The sequence below is a fragment of the Tateyamaria armeniaca genome (assembly GCF_045797845.1).
Taxonomy (GTDB): Bacteria; Pseudomonadota; Alphaproteobacteria; order Rhodobacterales; family Rhodobacteraceae; genus Tateyamaria; species Tateyamaria armeniaca.
Genome location: NZ_JBHDIY010000002.1, coordinates 2,367,428 through 2,385,167, shown reverse-complemented (window position 1 = coordinate 2,385,167; position 17,740 = coordinate 2,367,428). Strand labels below are relative to the sequence as shown.

The 17,740-nt window shown below is 61.4% G+C and carries 17 protein-coding genes and 1 tRNA gene; 10 read left to right on the top strand and 8 right to left on the bottom strand.

Annotated elements, in window-relative coordinates; genetic code table 11:
• Positions 1-32: 32 nt before the first annotated feature.
• Both ACERZ8_RS12040 and ACERZ8_RS12035 read right to left on the bottom strand, forming a co-directional pair.
• Positions 33-118 (bottom strand) — tRNA-Leu (locus tag ACERZ8_RS12040).
• A gap of 172 nt (positions 119-290) precedes the next feature.
• Positions 291-692, bottom strand: coding sequence for a tetratricopeptide repeat protein (locus tag ACERZ8_RS12035; protein ID WP_407592425.1), 402 nt, complete (start codon positions 690-692; stop codon positions 291-293).
• Positions 693-1,049: 357 nt separating this feature from the next.
• On the opposite strand from ACERZ8_RS12035, the gene ACERZ8_RS12030 reads away from it, so the two are divergent.
• Positions 1,050-1,784 (top strand): rhomboid family intramembrane serine protease, encoded by a 735-nt coding sequence (locus tag ACERZ8_RS12030; protein WP_407592424.1) that lies wholly within the window; start codon positions 1,050-1,052, stop codon positions 1,782-1,784.
• Positions 1,781-2,143, top strand: coding sequence for a GFA family protein (locus tag ACERZ8_RS12025; RefSeq protein WP_407592423.1), 363 nt, complete (start codon positions 1,781-1,783; stop codon positions 2,141-2,143). Before ACERZ8_RS12030 ends, ACERZ8_RS12025 begins: the two co-directional genes overlap by 4 nt.
• Here ACERZ8_RS12025 and ACERZ8_RS12020 read toward each other — a convergent pair.
• Positions 2,140-2,925 (bottom strand): inositol monophosphatase family protein, encoded by a 786-nt coding sequence (locus ACERZ8_RS12020; RefSeq protein ID WP_407592422.1) that lies wholly within the window; start codon positions 2,923-2,925, stop codon positions 2,140-2,142. The two genes, ACERZ8_RS12025 and ACERZ8_RS12020, sit on opposite strands and share 4 nt — an antisense overlap.
• A 116-nt stretch (positions 2,926-3,041) precedes the next feature.
• Here ACERZ8_RS12020 and ACERZ8_RS12015 point away from each other — a divergent pair, with 116 nt between their 5' ends.
• Positions 3,042-4,079, top strand: coding sequence for an NADP-dependent oxidoreductase (locus ACERZ8_RS12015; protein ID WP_407592421.1), 1,038 nt, complete (start codon positions 3,042-3,044; stop codon positions 4,077-4,079).
• A gap of 26 nt (positions 4,080-4,105) precedes the next feature.
• On the opposite strand, the gene ACERZ8_RS12010 is transcribed toward ACERZ8_RS12015, so the two are convergent.
• Positions 4,106-5,011: a LysR family transcriptional regulator gene (locus ACERZ8_RS12010; RefSeq protein ID WP_407592420.1), complete on the bottom strand. Its 906-nt coding sequence runs from the start codon at positions 5,009-5,011 to the stop codon at positions 4,106-4,108.
• A gap of 90 nt (positions 5,012-5,101) precedes the next feature.
• Here ACERZ8_RS12010 and metF point away from each other — a divergent pair, with 90 nt between their 5' ends.
• Positions 5,102-5,959, top strand: coding sequence for a methylenetetrahydrofolate reductase [NAD(P)H] (gene metF / locus ACERZ8_RS12005; RefSeq protein ID WP_407592419.1), 858 nt, complete (start codon positions 5,102-5,104; stop codon positions 5,957-5,959).
• Positions 5,960-6,067: 108 nt separating this feature from the next.
• Positions 6,068-6,547, top strand: coding sequence for a PaaI family thioesterase (locus ACERZ8_RS12000; protein WP_407592418.1), 480 nt, complete (start codon positions 6,068-6,070; stop codon positions 6,545-6,547).
• Here the strand turns inward: ACERZ8_RS12000 and ACERZ8_RS11995 are convergent.
• The 3 genes from ACERZ8_RS11995 to ACERZ8_RS11985 all read right to left on the bottom strand — a co-directional run bounded on the left by ACERZ8_RS11995 (position 6,515) and on the right by ACERZ8_RS11985 (position 10,727).
• Positions 6,515-7,654 (bottom strand): DUF2235 domain-containing protein, encoded by a 1,140-nt coding sequence (locus ACERZ8_RS11995; protein WP_407592417.1) that lies wholly within the window; start codon positions 7,652-7,654, stop codon positions 6,515-6,517. The two genes, ACERZ8_RS12000 and ACERZ8_RS11995, sit on opposite strands and share 33 nt — an antisense overlap.
• Positions 7,632-9,929: a xanthine dehydrogenase family protein molybdopterin-binding subunit gene (locus ACERZ8_RS11990; protein ID WP_407592416.1), complete on the bottom strand. Its 2,298-nt coding sequence runs from the start codon at positions 9,927-9,929 to the stop codon at positions 7,632-7,634. The genes ACERZ8_RS11995 and ACERZ8_RS11990 overlap by 23 nt, the downstream gene beginning before the upstream one ends.
• Positions 9,930-10,010: 81 nt before the next feature.
• Positions 10,011-10,727 carry a DUF3592 domain-containing protein gene (locus ACERZ8_RS11985; protein ID WP_407592415.1) on the bottom strand — a complete coding sequence of 239 codons (717 nt, stop codon included), beginning with the start codon at positions 10,725-10,727 and terminating at the stop codon, positions 10,011-10,013.
• A 142-nt stretch (positions 10,728-10,869) separates the two neighbouring features.
• Between ACERZ8_RS11985 and ACERZ8_RS11980 the strand changes: the two genes are divergently transcribed.
• Positions 10,870-13,914, top strand: a complete 3,045-nt coding sequence (locus ACERZ8_RS11980) for a valine--tRNA ligase (RefSeq protein WP_407592414.1) — start codon at positions 10,870-10,872, stop codon at positions 13,912-13,914.
• Between the two features lie 85 nt (positions 13,915-13,999).
• A complete protein-coding gene (locus tag ACERZ8_RS11975) occupies positions 14,000-14,326 on the top strand; it encodes a DnaJ family domain-containing protein (protein ID WP_407592413.1) in 327 nt (108 codons plus the stop codon).
• A 90-nt stretch (positions 14,327-14,416) separates the two neighbouring features.
• Here ACERZ8_RS11975 and ACERZ8_RS11970 read toward each other — a convergent pair whose 3' ends face one another.
• Positions 14,417-15,214 (bottom strand): crotonase/enoyl-CoA hydratase family protein, encoded by a 798-nt coding sequence (locus ACERZ8_RS11970; protein ID WP_407592412.1) that lies wholly within the window; start codon positions 15,212-15,214, stop codon positions 14,417-14,419.
• Positions 15,215-15,338: 124 nt separating this feature from the next.
• On the opposite strand from ACERZ8_RS11970, the gene ACERZ8_RS11965 reads away from it, so the two are divergent.
• From ACERZ8_RS11965 to ACERZ8_RS11955, 3 genes are all read left to right on the top strand, one after another.
• Positions 15,339-16,442, top strand: a complete 1,104-nt coding sequence (locus ACERZ8_RS11965; protein WP_407592411.1) for a pyridoxal phosphate-dependent aminotransferase — start codon at positions 15,339-15,341, stop codon at positions 16,440-16,442.
• A gap of 40 nt (positions 16,443-16,482) precedes the next feature.
• Complete coding sequence (locus ACERZ8_RS11960) at positions 16,483-16,716, top strand: hypothetical protein (protein ID WP_407592410.1); 234 nt, start codon at positions 16,483-16,485, stop codon at positions 16,714-16,716.
• 113 nt (positions 16,717-16,829) lie between these two features.
• Positions 16,830-17,717 (top strand): sulfotransferase domain-containing protein, encoded by an 888-nt coding sequence (locus tag ACERZ8_RS11955; protein ID WP_407592409.1) that lies wholly within the window; start codon positions 16,830-16,832, stop codon positions 17,715-17,717.
• Positions 17,718-17,740 lie beyond the last annotated feature (23 nt).

Below are 17,740 nucleotides of genomic sequence, written 5' to 3'. Positions count from 1 at the left end.
GGCAATCAACTGCATTTGGCGAAAGGCTGTTTTGGTACCCGCGGCCGGACTCGAACCGGCACGGCGTTTCCGCCTGGAGATTTTAAGTCTCCTGTGTCTACCATTCCACCACGCGGGCACGGGGTGTCGGGGCCATTTCGGAGCCCGACAACTCAGTACGACCACAGGGTCATGAAAACAACGCAGTTCTCAAGCGGGAGTGTCGTATTTTTCGCGCAATTTTCGTTTGGTTCGATCAGGCGCGCACCGCACCATCAAAAGCAATCTGGCGGACCACCTTGCACCCACGTTCAGATATCTTCGCCCTTCGGCCCAAGCGGTGCGCCCTTGGCCAATAGGGCGCGTTCCGACAGCCAGGGATTGTTTTCCAACGCGGCTTCCATTTGCACGCGTGCCTCGTCGATGCGCCCAAGGTTCATCAACGTCAGCGCCCGCCCTGACTGCGCGCCGACGTGATCCGGTGACAAGGTCAAAGCCACATCAAGATCAACCAGTGCTGCGGCAAAATCTTCGCGCAAAAAGCTGGTAAATGCGCGTTGGTTGTAGCCTTCGGCATAGTTCGGACAATATGCAACCAGCCGGTCAAAGGACTCCAAAGAGCCGAGAAAATCATAGTTGTTGCGCTGGCGCATCCCCTTGTCGAGAACCTCCTGGGCTGCGGCATCGGGCGCTTTCAGCCAAAGTTCCCACATCTGACCCGAGATGGGGCGGGCGGCACGTTCGTCGGGGGCTGCGCGAGATCTTGTCGATCAGCACTGACAGTGCGGCCGAGTTGTCGGGGCTGGGTGGACAGTTGTCGGCCCATGCGGGGCCCGACAGCAGGACAAGGATCAAAAGCGGTTTCATAAGGTCTATGATGCGCCACATGGCGCTCAGGTCAACTGAACAGATCCGTGATCCCTCAATTCCGCGCACATGACTGCCTTGGCGATTACCACTGCAAGTCTTGGTTGATGCCATGTTGCTGCCTACGGCCAGATTCGGCGCGCAAATCGCCCAAGCACCCCCACAGCCCTTGACGCGCCCCCGGCGCGGCCAAGTGTTGGCGTATGTTTCCTATCCGTGATCACAATCCGTCCGGGCGCACCCCTTATGTGACCTACATGCTGATGGCCGCCAATATCGGCATCTTCCTCAGCTATGTTAGCCTGTTTGACGACCCGCGCGCGCTCAACGCATTCTTTTTCGACTACGCAGCGATCCCAGCCCGGATCACGATGGGAGATGGGTTAAGCACATTGTTCAGTTCGATGTTTTTACATGGTGGCTGGATGCACCTGATCGGCAACATGCTGTTCCTGTTCATTTTTGGCGACAATATCGAGGACGAGATGGGGCATATCCCCTATCTGGTCTTCTACCTCGCCGCCGGAATTGTCGCGGGGCTGGTGCAAGTGATCTCGGCCCCCGGCTCGACCATCCCCACGGTTGGAGCGTCAGGGGCCATCGCAGGGGTCATGGGCAGCTACCTGCTGCTTTTCCCCAAGGCGCGGGTCGATATCCTGCTGATCCTGATCGTTTTTATCCGCATCTTTCCGATCCCCGCCTGGATCTTGCTGGCCGTGTGGTTCGGTATGCAGTTCGTGGGCGGGATCGGCGCTGACCTTGAGGCAGGCGGCGTGGCCTATTGGGCGCATGCAGGCGGGTTTGTGGCGGGCTTGGCGCTGACCCTGCCGTTGTGGCTCAAACGCGGCGCTGCGGGGTTCTGGCGGCGCACAGACGGGCATCCGCCGCATCCCGAGGCGCGCTATGATATGTCGCGCGTCCCGAAGGTGCGGCGATGAAGGCGTCCTGTCATTGCGGGGCCGTGGTGCTTGAGGTCACGCTGATTGATGGGCTGAGCACAGCGGTGCGCTGCACATGTTCGTTCTGTCGCCGCCGGGCCGCCCCTGCTGTGGTGGCCCCCAAGGACGGGGTTAGGGTCGTGCAGGGCGCGGACGCCCTGACCCTTTATCAATGGGGCACCAAAACGGCGCGGCATCATTTCTGCAAAATCTGCGGCATCTACATGTATCACAACCAGCGCGCCAACCCAGACCATATCGGCGTGAACATGGGTACGCTGGACGGGATCAACCCGGCGGATCATGAGCCGATCCCGTGGACGGATGGCATAAACCACCCTTCGGATCGCAAGCCTTAGGCGCGGATGATTTTGGCCAGTTGCGGGAACATCGGCTCGTTGGCGCAGATGATTTCGCCGTCCTCAAGGATGTCGCCCGCAGGGTTCAAAGGCTCGGCAAAGCCGCCTGCCTCGCGCACGATCAACACGCCTGCGGCGATGTCCCATGCGTTCAGGCGACGTTCCCAGAACCCGTCATAGCGGCCCGCCGCCACGTAGGCCAAATCAAGTGCTGCGGCCCCAAAGCGGCGCACCCCCGAGCAAACCGGCATCAGGCGCGCCAGTTCCTGCAAGGTTTCGGGCAGATCAGCGCGCCCGCCAAAAGGCAGACCCGTCGAAAACAGCCCCTCGATCATTTTCGAGCGGCCGGACACGCGCAGGCGCTGATCGTTCATGAACGCGCCCTGCCCCTTTTCGGCAAAGAACAATTCGTCCTTGGCCGGATCATAGATCACGCCCGCCACGATCTGACCCTTGTGTTCCAGCGCGATGGACACAGCCCAGTGCGGCAACCCGTGCAGGAAGTTCGTCGTGCCATCCAGCGGGTCCACGATCCAGCGGCGCGTGGGGTCTTCGCCCGCCTCTTCGCCGCCCTCTTCGGCCAGCCAGCCATAGGTGGGGCGCGCCGTGCGCAACTCTTCCTTGATGATGGCCTCGGCGGCGATATCGGCCTTGGACACAAAATCGCCGGCCCCTTTCATGGACACTTGCAGGTTCTCGACCTCGCGGAAATCCTTGGCCAGTGACCGGCCCGCCTTGCGCGCGGCTTTCATCATGATGTTGAGGTTTGCGCTGGCAGCCATGGGAACGCTCCGAAGACGGGAAAGGGGGTCAGACGGCGCGCTATACGCCCCACAGCTGCCCTTGCCAAGGGGGCCAGGCCCTGTTGAGGTGATGCGATCCCAGCAGGAGTGCCCCCATGTCCGACCAGATGCAGCATATCACCCTCGCCAGCCGCCCGAACGGCGCGCCGACACTGGACGATTTCGCGCTTGAAACAGGGCCCGTTCCAACGCCCGGACCGGGTGAGGTTCTGGTACGTGTGCATTACATGTCGCTGGATCCGTATATGCGCGGGCGCATGGATGAAGGTAAATCCTATACGGCCAACATCCCCGTGGGCGGCACCATGGAAGGGGGCAGCGTGGGCGAAGTCATCGCCTCGAACGCCGATGGGTTCCAACCCGGCGACTTTGCCTTTGGCCCGTTTGGTTGGGCCACGCACGCCGTGGCGCATGCAAAGATGTGTCGCAAGGTCGACCCCGACAGCGCACCGATCACAACCAGCCTTGGCGTTCTGGGTATGCCCGGGTTTACAGGGTGGTACGCGCTGCACGAAATCGGCCAGCCCAAGGCGGGGGAAACACTGGTTGTGGCTGCAGCGACCGGGCCTGTCGGGTCGATGGTCGGGCAACTCGCCAAATCACTGGGTTTGCGCACCGTGGGCATCGCGGGTGGCGCGGACAAATGCGCGCTGGCCGTGGACACGTTCGGCTTTGACGTGTGCCTTGATCACCGCGCCCACCCGGATGCGCGCAGCTTGCGCAAGGCACTGGCAGAGGCCGCGCCTGACGGCATCGACATCTATTTCGAAAATGTGGGCGGCAAGGTGCTGGAGGCCGTGATCCCGCTGATGAAAGAACACGGGCGCATCCCCTTATGCGGCATGATCGCGTGGTACAACGCAGGGGGACTGGGTGCCGGGGCCGAAGCGGCGATGAGCGTGCCCGCCCTGTGGCGCACGATCCTTGTCAGTCACCTTCGGGTGCAGGGGTTCATCATCTCGAACCACTGGGATCGCTTTCCCGCATTTCTGGCTGACATCGCGCCAAAGGTGGCCAGCGGCGACATCAAGCTGGTCGAAGACATCGCGGACGGCATCGAAAACGCACCCGACGCCTTCATCGGACTGCTTGAAGGGCGCAATGTGGGCAAACAGATCGTCAAACTGATTTAGGCCGGGGCTGGTTGGAAAGGCCTGTCTCAGACGTCCTGCAACTTGCGCGCCTCGATGCGCGCCAGTTCAATCAGCTTTTGCATATACGGTTTGTCGCGCTCATCGCTGCGCACAGCGGCATAAAGGCGGCGGGTCAGGCCGGTTTTCGTCAAAGGGCGTGTGACGTAGTCGCTGGAATACTTCACCTCGCGCACAACCCAATCGGGCAGAACCGACACACCCCGGTTCGACGCCACCAGCAACAGGATCACGGCCGTCAACTCGGCCTGACGCACGGCGGCAGGTTCCACCTTGGCCGGGATCAGCAGCTGGCTGAATACATCGAGGCGCGTCCGTTCGACCGGGTAGGTGATCAGGGTCTGATCGCGAAAATCCTCAGCATCAATGAAAGCCTTCTTGGCCAGCGGATGTGTGGACGCAGCCACGAAAACAGGCGCGTAATCAAAGAGTTCCACGAACTCCGTCCCGGGCAGGTCTTCCGGATCGGAAGAGACAACCAGGTCGACCTCTTCCTTCATCAGCGCGGGCAGCGCATCAAAGGCAAGGCCCGGGCGGATGTCCACATCCACGTCCGGCCAGACGCGGCGAAACTGTTCCAGCACCGGGAAAAGCCACTCGAAACAGGCATGACACTCGATGGCAATGTGCAACCGACCGGACGAACCATCGCGCAGGCCCGTGAACTCCGCCTGCAGCGCCTCGACCTGCGGCAGCACCTGTTCGGCCAGCCGCAACAGGCGCATCCCCGCCGCAGACAGCTTCAGAGGTTTCGAGCGGCGCACGAACAGCTCCACGCCCGCCTGATCCTCAAGTCCCTTGACCTGATGGCTCAGTGCCGACTGGGTGATGTGCAGCTGATCCGCCGCACGGGCCAGCCCACCCGCTTCGTGTATGGCCTTGATCGTGCGCAGGTGGCGGAACTCGATATGCATACGCGCCTCATGTAAATGATGAATGTTATGAATTTGCTTCAAGATACAGCGCGCGCGATACTCGATGCAACCTCATAAGGAACCGCTGTCATGACCGCCCTGTCGTTTGAAACCTTTCCGCCCAAATCGCTGAACGCCTCTTTCCACCTTTGGGACACGGTCAAAACGCTTGCGCCGCTGGACCCGCGCTTTGTGTCCGTGACCTATGGCGCGGGCGGTTCGACCCGCGAACTGACCCAAGAATCCGCGCAGACCCTGCGCAAGACATCCGGTTTGCGCGTTGCGGCCCACCTGACCTGCACGGACCAAAGCCGCGCGGATGTGTTGCGCACAGCGGCGCGCTACAAAAAGACCGGGATCACGGATATCGTGGCGCTGCGCGGGGATGCCACGGATGGCGGCGCTTTCGAACCGCATCCAGACGGATTTGCCAACAGCGTCGAGTTGATCGAAGCACTGGCCAAGGACGGCGGGTTCAACATCCGCGTCGGTGCGTATCCCGACAGTCACCCCGATGCCACCTCGATGGCGCAGAACATCGACTGGCTGAAAGCCAAGATTGACGCCGGTGCATCCGAAGCGATCACGCAGTTCTTTTTCGAGGCCGACACGTTCCTGCGCTTTCGGGATGCCTGCGCCGATGCGGGGATCACGGCGCCCATCACGCCGGGCATTCTGCCGATCAGCAACTGGGCAAGTGCAAAATCCTTTGCCAAACGCTGCGGCACCCCGATCCCTGCGGCGATTGCCACGTCCTTTGATCGCGCCACACGTGAGGATCGCGCGGACCTCTACGCGCTGACCCATTGCAGCGATCTGTGCGACACGCTGATCGAGGAAGGGGTGGATGCCTTGCACTTTTACACCCTGAACCGACCTGACCTGACCTTGCAGGTCTGCCGCGCGCTTGGCCTCGTGCGCCCCTCGTCCATTCGCGACGTGGCCTGATGCGCGCCCGAAGGTGACGCCGAAGTCTTCGGGATCGAAGTGATCCACTAGACCGATCGGTCTGGTTGCGATACGTTTCCTTCAACTGCCATGTTGCCGGAGACACCCATGCCCATCGCGACCTCCCCCGCCACCCTGATCAGTCAGGATGATCTGCTGTCCATGTCAGGACTGGCCTTTATGCAAGGCATGGCTGACGGCACGCTTCCGGGGCCTCCAATCGCAAAGACGCTGGGCTATCACGTGCATTCGGTCGAGGACGGCAGGGTCGTCTTTCGCGGCACACCCGATGTCAACGTGACCAATCCGATGGGGACGACCCATGGCGGCTGGTACGGCACATTGCTCGACAGTGCGATGGCATGCGCGGTGATGACCAAAGTGCCCGCCGGGTCGGTCTACACAACGCTGGAATACAAGATCAACATCACCCGCCCGATCCCGATGGGCACGCAGATCGAGTGTATCGGCACGGTGGATCACGCCGGACGCTCCACCGGGGTCGCGACCGGGGAAATCCGCGGCGTTGAAGACGGCAAACTTTATGCCACAGGCTCAACAACCTGCATCATCATGAAGCTCAGGTAAGCAAGCCGCAGCAGGATCAGAGGGCGTCCGCCCCCGGCCGCGCCACCCGGACAAGCGCTGCGACCAGCTTGGGGGTGGTGGGGCCTGAACGACCGACGGATGCACCCGCTCGGACGGATCAAGACCGACCTTGCGCGGCTTGCGGGTGATGAACCAGCGCCCGAAGCCGCGAAACGTACCGACAGACGGCGCGGTCGCGTCCTGCGGAAAAGCGCTTGCCCAGCCATCGGGCAGCGGCAGACCACAGCCCTCTGCCATCTCAAGCATCCAGACCAATGGAATGTTCGACAAGGGCCGCGCCGCATTGAACCCGCTTAAATGCCCGCCGACATCACCGTGGGTACCGCGAAACCACATTTGCACGAGGTGTCCGTCCCAATCCTGGGCGGTGTCCCACATCACAGGTGCATAGGCGACGCGGGTTTCGTTGCGGGCCAGCGCGTGAAAGCCGTGTTTCACCGATTTGCCCAGACTGTGGTTGTGAAAGGCATGGCGCGGCGCGCTGAGCCGCCACAGGTAGGGCATGTTCAGACCCAGGGATTTCACCGTGTCCCAGACGCCGATCATCTCGATCTCAATCGATTCATGGCAGTTGTTGCGCGTGAAGATGCGCGCCGCATCGCCTTCGGGCGTGCATTCGTAATGGCGATAAATGTCACGGATGTTGCGCGTTGTCGCAGCATCAGCGCGCAACAATCCCACGCGATCAATGATCCCGGCCAGCGACCGGACGGCATAGGCCCCGCGCGAATATCCGAAAAAATAGATCTTGTCGCCGGGACGGTAGCGCGAAGCAAGATAGCCATAGGCGCGCCTGATCTGGCGGTTGATGCCCCGGCCAAACAGCACATCGCCCGCGCGGCGCCATTCGGACCACTGCAATCCCGGCTCGTAGTAAAGTGAGACCTGATTGCCCACTTCGCCCATCAGCTTGGCCAGCAGGCCCGCGTTGGTTTCATCCCCGGGATCAAGGGTGGACATGGTGCCGTCGATAATGATGACGTGGATGGTGCGGCCCCGCATGGGCGGGTCCGCCTGAGCCGTTCCCCTGCCAAACCGGCCTTTCAGCCAGCCTGCAATGGATCTATTCAGCCGCGATAGCGTCATCCCGCAACAGTTCCCATACTTTCATCGGCGTGAAGGGCATATCGACCTGCCGCACACCGTGATCCCACAGCGCATCCTGCACTGCATTGGACACAGCAGCCAACGCACCGACCGTCCCGGCCTCGCCACAGCCCTTCATCCCCATGATGTTGGCTGTCGAGGGCACCGGTTCTGACGTGAACCCAATCATGGGGACGTCGTCCGCGCGCGGCAAGGCATAGTCCATGAACGTTGCCGTGAGCAGTTGGCCATCCTCGTCAAAAATCACGTGCTCCGTCAGGGCCTGCCCGAGGCCCTGCACAACACCGCCATGCACCTGCCCTTCGGCCAGCATCGGGTTGATAAGATTGCCAAAATCATCAACGACATTGTAGCGGTCACAGGTGGTCACGCCGGTGTCCGGGTCGATCACAACCTCTGCAACATGACAGCCGTTCGGAAAGCTGCGCGCCTCCAGTGCGACGCGACGTTCATGCACCAGCAAGTCATTCCGGCCCTTGTCGCGGGCAAGATCGGCAACCTCAAGCATGGTGGGGGTCATGTTCGACCCATCCGCGCGAAACCTCTCATCGTCAAAATTGATTTCCGAAGCGGGCACACCCATTTCATCCGCCAGAAACGCGGCAAAAGCCTCTGTCATCGCGCCCACGGTCGCGAGGGTGGCATTGTTCTGCGTTGTCACCGACCGTGAACCGCCCGTGCCACCGCCCTGCTTGATGCGGTCGGAATCCCCCTGCACCACATCAATCATATCGACCGGAATGCCGGTCTGATCGCTCAGGAACTGGGCATAGACCGTTTCATGCCCCTGCCCGTTGGATTGTGTGCCCACATAGATGTTCACGCGGCCCTCATCGGTGAATTCGACCTTCGCCGTCTCCGCAGGATCACCCAGAATGCTTTCGATATAGTAACACAGGCCCAGCCCCCGCAGCAGCCCGCGTTCCGCATCCGCAGCCTTGCGCGCGGCAAAGCCCGGGATGTCCGCCTCGGCCTCGGCGCGGTGCAGCACCTTGTCGAAATCACCAACGTCATAGGTTTCGCCCGTCGCTGTTGCATAGGGAAACTGGTCAGGCTTGATAAAGTTGATGCGGCGCAGTTCCAGCGGATCAACGCCCAATTCGCGCGCAGCACGATCCATCGCCCGTTCAAGCACATAGATCGCCTCGGGGCGCCCGGCCCCGCGATAGGCGTCCACCTGTGTCGAGTTGGTGTAGTAGCCGACCGAGTGCAGATAAGTTGTCTGCACATCGTAAACCCCCATCAAAACGCGTGAAAACAGTTGTGTCTGAATGGCTTGGGCGAATTGCGAATTATAGGCCCCCATGTTCGCCTCGGTGTAGACACGATAGCCAATGATCCTGTGGTTCTCGTCAAAGGCCAGTTCGGTGAGCGAGGTCAGATCGCGCCCGGCATTATCGCTCAGCATGGCTTCGGTGCGCTCGGACATCCAGCGCACCGGGCGTTTGAGGTCACGCGCAGCATGGGCCAAGACGAAATATTCGGGATACATCATCCCCTTCATCCCGAACCCGCCACCGGTGTCGGGGTTGGTCACGCGGATCGTGTCCGCATCGACGTTCAGCGCCTTGGCCAACTGCTCCTTTGGCCCCCACACGCCCTGGCCGTTGATGGCGACATGCAGGCGCTCGCCCTCCATCTCGGCATAGCAACCGCGCGGCTCCATCGAATTCACGATGATGCGGTTGTCGCCCACATCAAGGCTGACAACCCGCGCGGCAGCGGCAAAGGCGGCATCGCAGGCATCCTTGTCCCCCATGTGCCAGTCGTAGGCGACATTGTCGGGGGCCTCGTCATGCAGCGCCTCACCGCCGCGCGCCATGTCCATCTTGGCGGGCAGGTCGTCATAGTCGAGCATGATCAATTCAGCCGCATCGCGTGCTTGCGTCAGCGTATCGGCAACGATCACCGCGATTGGCTCGCCGACAAAACGCAGGCGCGTGCGGGCAAGCATCGGGCGCTCGGGCGCGGCACCTTGCGATCCATCGCGGTTCTTCGTGGTCGTGCCCTGCATGGCGACATTCATGCCTGCGGCTTCCAGATCAGCCAGCGTGTAGATGGCGTGCACGCCGTCGGCGGACCTCGCGTCGCTGATATCCAGATCGGTGATCGTAGCATGGGCCACGGGCGAGCGGAAAACAAAGCACTGCAATGCGTTGGCCGGCGCAATATCATCCACGTAGCGTCCCTCGCCAGTCAGAAACCGCACATCTTCGCGGCGGGTGACGGGTTGGCTTTTTCCGAACTTGTCCATGGGGGCGCTCCTGCAATGAATGCGGCATCAGTCATGGGCGAACCTAGCGGATGCGCCCCCCGTGTCCAGAGCCAGAAGCGACTAGCCCCTGCCGACGGAAGGAACAGTGGCGGCGGCAGTGCGCGGGCCGACATCCCCGACCCACCACATGTGCCCGCGCGCGCCGCGATAGACTTCGATCCGGCTGCCCGGCGGGTAATCGGCATACCGGGCGCGACTGCCCGATGTGAGGCTGCTGCCGGTTACGTGGTCTGCGTCGGTCCACTCCAAGGTATAGGTTCTGTCGTTCTTGTGCTTAATCTCGCGCACGCCGGTGACGGTCACCTGTTCCAAAGCCCCGAATTTGCGGGCGCGAATGGCATCCACAGCCCGCCCGCCCTTCCACCAAAGCGTGCCCAGCGTTGCGAGGCCCAGTGCCAGCGCCAGCCAACGCATGGTCTGCCCCGCGGCCAGCGTCTCCCCGATCTTGAATTCGACCTGGCGCGGCGCATCAGGCATGTAACGGACAGTGCGCGATGACCCGATGTCGGAGGCGTCATAGACCGAGCGTGTCACCTTGCGCCGCAATTCGATCACCTCGTCCGGTACTGTGTAGCGCATGGTCAGGTAGTGGTCGGTCTGCCAACGATCATCGCGGCGCACACGCACTTCGTCGCGGTCCATGACTTGCCCGCTCACTTCCACCCCGCGCGCGGCAAAGGCGAGACCTTTGCGCAGCTCCGCCATGCTGATCAGGGTAAAGATCACCGTGAATACCGCCAGAAACAGCGGCAGCATTCCCCCGGTGTGCCACAACATACGCCAAAACCCCGGCGCGGGTCCGTGTGTCAAATCCTTCATGCGCGCAAGGTATCGCAGCGCTCCCCATCCCAAAACCCCCTTTCCTTCACCCATGCACGCAGCTATCTCACACCCCGACAGTCAAAGGGGGCCACACATCATGGCACTGGAAAAATTCGACGCCGCCGAAGTCGAGGCACGCATTTACGCCGAGTGGGAGGCCCGGGGCTGTTTCGCCGCCGGGGCCAACGCGCGCACCGATGCGGCCAGCTACTGCGTCATGATCCCGCCCCCCAACGTCACCGGTGTTCTGCACATGGGCCATGCCTTCAACAACACGCTGCAAGATGTCCTTGTGCGCTGGCACCGGATGCGCGGGTTCGACACGCTCTGGCAGCCGGGCACGGACCATGCGGGGATCGCCACGCAGATGGTCGTCGAACGGCGATTGGCCGAACAGCAGCAACCCTCGCGCACTGAATTGGGCCGTGATGCGTTCACCGCCAAAGTCTGGGAATGGAAGGCTGAGTCCGGCGGCACCATCGTGTCGCAGCTCAAACGGCTGGGCGCGTCCTGCGACTGGTCGCGCGAGGCGTTCACCATGTCCGGCGCACCCGGCGCGCCAAAGGGTGAGGAAGGCAACTTTCATGACGCCGTGATCAAGGTGTTCATCGAGATGTTCAACAAGGGGCTCATCTATCGCGGCAAGCGGCTGGTGAACTGGGACCCGCATTTTGAAACCGCCATTTCCGACCTCGAAGTCGAGAACATCGAAGTTGCGGGCCACATGTGGCACTTCAAATACCCGCTGGCGGGCGGTGCAACCTACGAATATGTCGAAAAGGACGAGGACGGGACCGAGACCCTGCGCGAGACGCGCGACTATATCTCGATCGCGACCACGCGGCCCGAAACCATGCTGGGCGACGGGGCAGTGGCCGTTCATCCATCAGATGAACGCTATGCGCCAATTGTCGGAAAACTCTGCGAAATCCCTGTCGGGCCAAAAGAACATCGCCGCCTGATCCCGATCATCACCGATGAATATCCTGACCCCGACTTCGGCTCGGGTGCGGTCAAGATCACCGGCGCGCATGACTTCAACGACTACCAGGTGGCCAAGCGCGGCAACATCCCGATGTACAACCTGATGGACACGCGCGCCGCGATGCGCAGCGATGGCAAGCCCTATGCAGAAGAGGCCGCAATCGCCCAGAAGATCGCCAGTGGCGAACAGGAGTTTGACGAGGCGATGATTGCCATCATGAACCTCGTCCCGGACGAATATCGCGGCCTTGACCGGTTTGAGGCGCGCAAACGGGTTGTGGCCGACATCACCGCCGAAGGGCTCACCGTGATGGAAACCGTCACGTCAAAGGACGAGAACGGCACAGAAATCACGGACACCCGACCGCTGGTAGACTCCAAACCGATTATGCAGCCCTTTGGGGATCGCTCCAAGGTGGTGATCGAACCCTTGCTGACCGATCAATGGTTCGTGGACACGGACAAGATCGTCGGCCCCGCGCTTGATGCTGTGCGCAAGGGTGATGTGAAAATCCTGCCTGACTCCGGCGAAAAGACCTATTTCCACTGGCTCGAAAATATCGAGCCCTGGTGCATTTCGCGCCAGTTGTGGTGGGGTCACCAGATCCCTGTCTGGTACGGGCCCAGCGTCGTGCACACCGAAAATGAGGATGGCACGCATTCAGACGAATGGGACACGACAAAACCTGTGCATTTCTGTGCGGCCACCCATGAAGAGGCGCTCGCGCTCGCCGGGCAGTATTACGCGACTACGGGTGCGCAAGGCTTCCTTGTCGATACCGAGGCGCAAAACCCACAGGAATCCATCAGCCTGAAATATCAGGACGATGGCCAGCCCGTGCGACTGTGGCGCGATCCGGATGTACTCGACACGTGGTTCTCTTCAGGCCTGTGGCCCATCGGCACGCTGGGATGGCCCGAAGACACAGCGGAACTGGGCAAGTATTTCCCCACCTCTGACCTGATCACGGGTCAGGACATCCTGTTTTTCTGGGTGGCTCGGATGATGATGATGCAACTGGCCGTGGTGGATCAGGTGCCTTTCAGCACCGTCTACCTCCATGGCCTTGTGCGCGACGCCAAGGGCAAGAAGATGTCCAAATCCACTGGCAATGTCATCGACCCACTTGACCTGATCGATGAATACGGCGCGGACGCGCTGCGCTTTGCATCTGCGGCCATGGCAAGCCTTGGTGGGACGCTGAAACTCGACACGCAACGCATTGCAGGCTACCGCAACTTCGGAACGAAACTGTGGAACGCGGCCAGCTATGGCGACATGCGCGGCGTGTTTGACATACCCCACGCGGATGCGGTGCCCGAAACGACGCACCCGCTCAACCGCTGGATCAAAGGCGAGATTGCAAAGACGCGCGAGACGGTGGATGCGGCCCTGACCGAATACCGCTTTAACGATGCCGCGCAGGCCCTGTATGCCTTTACGTGGAATACGTTCTGCGACTGGTATCTGGAATTCACCAAGCCGATCTTTGACGAAGGCAGCACTGCAGAAATTGAGGAAACCAAGGCAACGTACGCATGGGCCCTCGATCAATGTCTGATCCTGCTGCATCCCATCATGCCCTTCATCACCGAAGAGCTTTGGGGCAAAAAGGACCGCCCCAAGCCGCTGATCCACGCCGACTGGCCGACCTATACCACCGATTTGGTGGATTCTGAGGCGGACGCTGAACTCAACTGGGTGATCCGCCTGATTGAATTCATCCGCTCGGCGCGCGCACAGATGCACGTGCCTGCCGGGGCCTATGTGCCATTGGTGGTCAAAGGTTTCACGCAAGACGCAAAAGAGGCCTATGGGCGCAACGAGGCGCTGATCAAGCGCTTTGCCCGGCTCGAAAGCCTGAGCGAAGTCGATGATTTCCCCAAAGGTACCGTGGCGCTTGCCGTTTCGGGCGGTACCTTCGGGCTGCCACTGGCGGATGTGATCGACGTGGGCGAGGAAATCGCGCGGCTTGAAAAGACCCTCGGCAAACTTGCCAAGGAACTTGGTGGCCTGCGCGGGCGGCTCAACAATCCCAAATTCGCGGCCAGCGCGCCCGAGGAGGTCGTTGAAGAAACCCGTGCCAACCTCGCCGCCCGTGAAGAAGAAGACGCCAAACTGAACGAGGCATTAAACCGGCTGAAGGAACTCGGCTAACTCTTCTTCTGACCAGACATACCACGGGGTTTGGGGCGACGCCCCAATCTGGAAACGGCGGCCAAATGGTGCTATCCTCAGCACCATGTCCCGCGCGTTCCGCACCCTTATCGAACGACAGATCGCCAAGACCCGCGCCCAAGGTGGGCTGAGCGGCCTTGAGGGCGAGGGCAAGCCGTTGCCGCACCAGGATCCAAGCATTGATGCGGGCGAAGCTGCAGCCATGCGGATTATGGCGCAGGCCGGTGTTGTCCCCGAAGAGTTTACGCTGAAACAGAAACTCGATGCCGCGCAGGCGCATTTCATGACTCTGGTGTCAGAGGCAGACAAACGCGCGCAAAGCGCTGTGATTGCCGATCTGGAACTGCGCTACAACATCGCCCGCGAGTCGCGACGGGCGTTCATGAAGTAGTATCAGGGCGCTGGACGGCGTGGTGCCCGACTGACCGGCTAAGGCCTTGTCCCGGAATACGTCACGCGCTCGGCCATTGGAAAACCATGTTTACTTGAACACCGGTGCACGCTTTTGGAAGGTGGCCGCGACCACCTCCATCTGATCGGGTTTGCCGATCAACTCTGCCTGCACGCGGCTTTCTTCCAGCAACACCGCGTCAGGACCATTGGCCTCGGCATAACCAATCAGCGCCTTGGCCGCGCGCAGCGCCGATGGGGATTTCAGGGCCAGCGTTTCGGCCAAAGACATGGCCGCCGCCAACGGATCATCGGCAATTTCCGTCACCAGACCCCACGCTTCGGCCTGCTGGGCCGGAACCGGGTCGGCGGTGTATGTCAGCCGCCGCAAGACGTCGCTGCGCACAAGGCGGGGCAACAGAACCATCCCGCCCATATCCGGCACAATGCCCCATTTCATCTCCATCACGGCCAGTTTCGCATCCGGGCCCGCAATGCGGATGTCTGCGCCCAGGGCCAGTTGCAGGCCCGCGCCGTAGCAGACACCGTGGATGGCCGCAATCACCGGCATCGGGCAGCGCGTCCAGACCATTGCAACCTCTTGCCACTGGTTCGTGGTGCCGTTCCCATGGGTGCGCGGCATCAGCAAGTCATTGGGATCCTTGCCAATCATCGCCCCCAGACCCGCAATGTCGATACCGGCACAAAACCCTTTTCCGTCGCCCGAGATCACGCAGACGCGCGCATCGCTTTCCGCCACCTCGTTGCCGGCGGCAATGACCGCATCGATCATTGCTTGATCGACGGCATTCACCTTGTCGCTTCGGGTCAGACGCACATGCGCAATGTGGTTTTCATAGGTGACGGATACGCGTGCTGGCTCGCTCATGGGGCAACTCTCCTCTTTGGAGCACCCAAGCCCATGATCGCGGCGCGCACCAGCAAAACCTTGCGGCACGCCCATCCGCGTCACGTCCTTGCCCCGGTCAGCCGCGCGCGCTACCCCTGCCTGCATGACAGATCTTCGCCTCACACCGCTTGCCGCCAGCCTGCCCTCAACCGTGCCCTTTGTCGGCCCCGAAGCACAGGAACGCGCGCGCGGCGCACCGTTCATCGCGCGTCTTGGCGCCAATGAAAGCAACTTCGGCCCCTCACCCCGCGCGCTTGAGGCGATGGCAAAGGCGGATGTGTGGAACTACGGCGATCCGGAAAATTTCGATCTTCGCGAGGCGCTGGCCGCCCACCTGAACGTCGCTGCAGCCAACATCATGGTCGGTGAAGGCATCGACGGCTTGCTCGGCTACATCGTGCGGTTGTTTGTCGGACCGGGCGATCATGTGGTGACGTCCGACGGGGCCTATCCCACCTTCAGCTACCATGTGGCAGGCTATGGCGGCACGCTCCACAAAGTGCCTTACATCGATGACCACGAAGACCCCGGCACCCTTTTCGCCAAAGCGAGCGAAACCGGGGCCAAGCTGGTCTACCTCGCCAATCCCGACAATCCCATGGGCACGTGGCACAGTGGGGCGGCACTGGCGCGCGCGCTTGATGACCTGCCCGACGGCTGTGTGCTGGTGCTGGATGAGGCCTACATCGAATGTGCGCCTAGCGGGACCGCACCGGACATCCCGGCAAGCGATCCACGCGTCATAAGGTTGCGTACGTTTTCCAAAGTGTACGGCATGGCCGGGGCACGGGTCGGATATGCGATCGCAGCGCCCGGCGTGATCGATGCCTTCAACAAGGTGCGCAATCATTTCGGCATGAACCGCGCTGCGCAGGCAGGCGCGCTGGCGGCTTTGGGCGATCCCGACCACCTGCGCGACACTCTTGGCAAGATCGAAGGCGCGCGCACCCGTATCGCGACAATCGCGCGTGACAATGGGCTGACCCCGATGCCATCGGCTACGAATTTTGTGGCGATTGACTGTGGCGGTGACGGAGCGTTTGCCAAGGCCGTGCTGGACGGTCTGATTGCACGCGCCATTTTCGTGCGCATGCCCTTTGCCGCGCCGCAAAACCGCTGCATCCGCGTCAGTTGCGGCACCCCGTCCGACCTTGATGCATTTGCCGCCGCCCTGCCCGGTGCGATCAAGGATGCGCGAGGGGGCTGACAGCCGGGATTGCTTCATTATACTTAAAGAATTCACCCGTATGTCCGAGGCTGCCATGAACAACAAGCCTGTGGGCCGCGCGCCCAATTACACCACTGCCTGTGTCGCCATGTTCGGCGTCAATATCACCTGCGTGCTGGTGGTGATATGGGCCATCTGGGGCTTGATCGCCGCCCTGCTGCTTGCCGTTGGTGTCAATCATCTGATGGAACGGGCACGGGTCTGGGCGGCGGCACGACAGGCGGCCTCAATCCGGCGGGGCAAGCAGGTTTAGCCAGCTGCACGTCTGATGTGCCGTCCCGCTGCAATCTGAGCATCCGACTTTTTCATTGCGTTCTGCCCGCGCAGCACCTTTCCTGATCGCACCCCACGCAGGAGACGTCAGACATGGCGCACCGAAAGCTTTACCTCGGCCCGCTCACCGACAATAGACGGTGGGACATGGTCGACATTCGCGCCGACGATGTGTTTGTCGTCACGCCGCCCAAATGCGGAACCACATGGATGCAAACCATCATTGCGCTGCTTTTTTCCGGCGATCCTGAAGTGGAAACGGAACTGTCCGTTAAGATGCCGTGGGTCGACATCCGTATCCGCGAAATGTCCGAGGTCGCCGCGCGGCTTGACGCGATGCAGCACCGGCGCAGCATGAAAAGCCACACGCCCATGGACGGTGTGCCGCTGCATGATCGCGCGCATTACATCTGCGTGTTTCGTCATCCTCTGGATGCGCACTTCTCGTACCGCAAACACGTGCGCAACATCCCGATGCCCTGGTTCGATGTGTGGTATCCTGAGGACGATCCCGACGGCATCACCTTTCGCCGCTTTCTGGATGGCGGAGCGGAAGGGTTTGACACAGATGCCATGCCGCTTGCGCACATTCTTCAGCACTACAAGGCCGCCGCCGCAGTTGCCGACCGGCCAAACGTGTCACTTTTCCACTATGCGGACATGACGCGCGATTTGGCGGGCACTTTCGCCAGACTGGCCGATGTGCTGGGCATTTCGCATTCCGATTCCGTCATGCACCAACTGGTGCAGGCCGCGAGCTTTGACAATATGAAAGCCAACGCAGAACGCTTTGCCCCGTCGGGCGGCAAAGGTTTCATGAAGTCGGATTCGGATTTTTTCCACAGCGGGACAAGCGGCAAATGGCGCGGCGCACTGAGCGACGCAGACCTGGCCGCATATGACGCTATGATGGATGCGCATCTTGGCCCAAAGGATCGCGCCTGGCTGGAATACGGATCATCCGGGACCGCCCCTGCCTGAGCAGACCTGCCCTTTCCGCAACC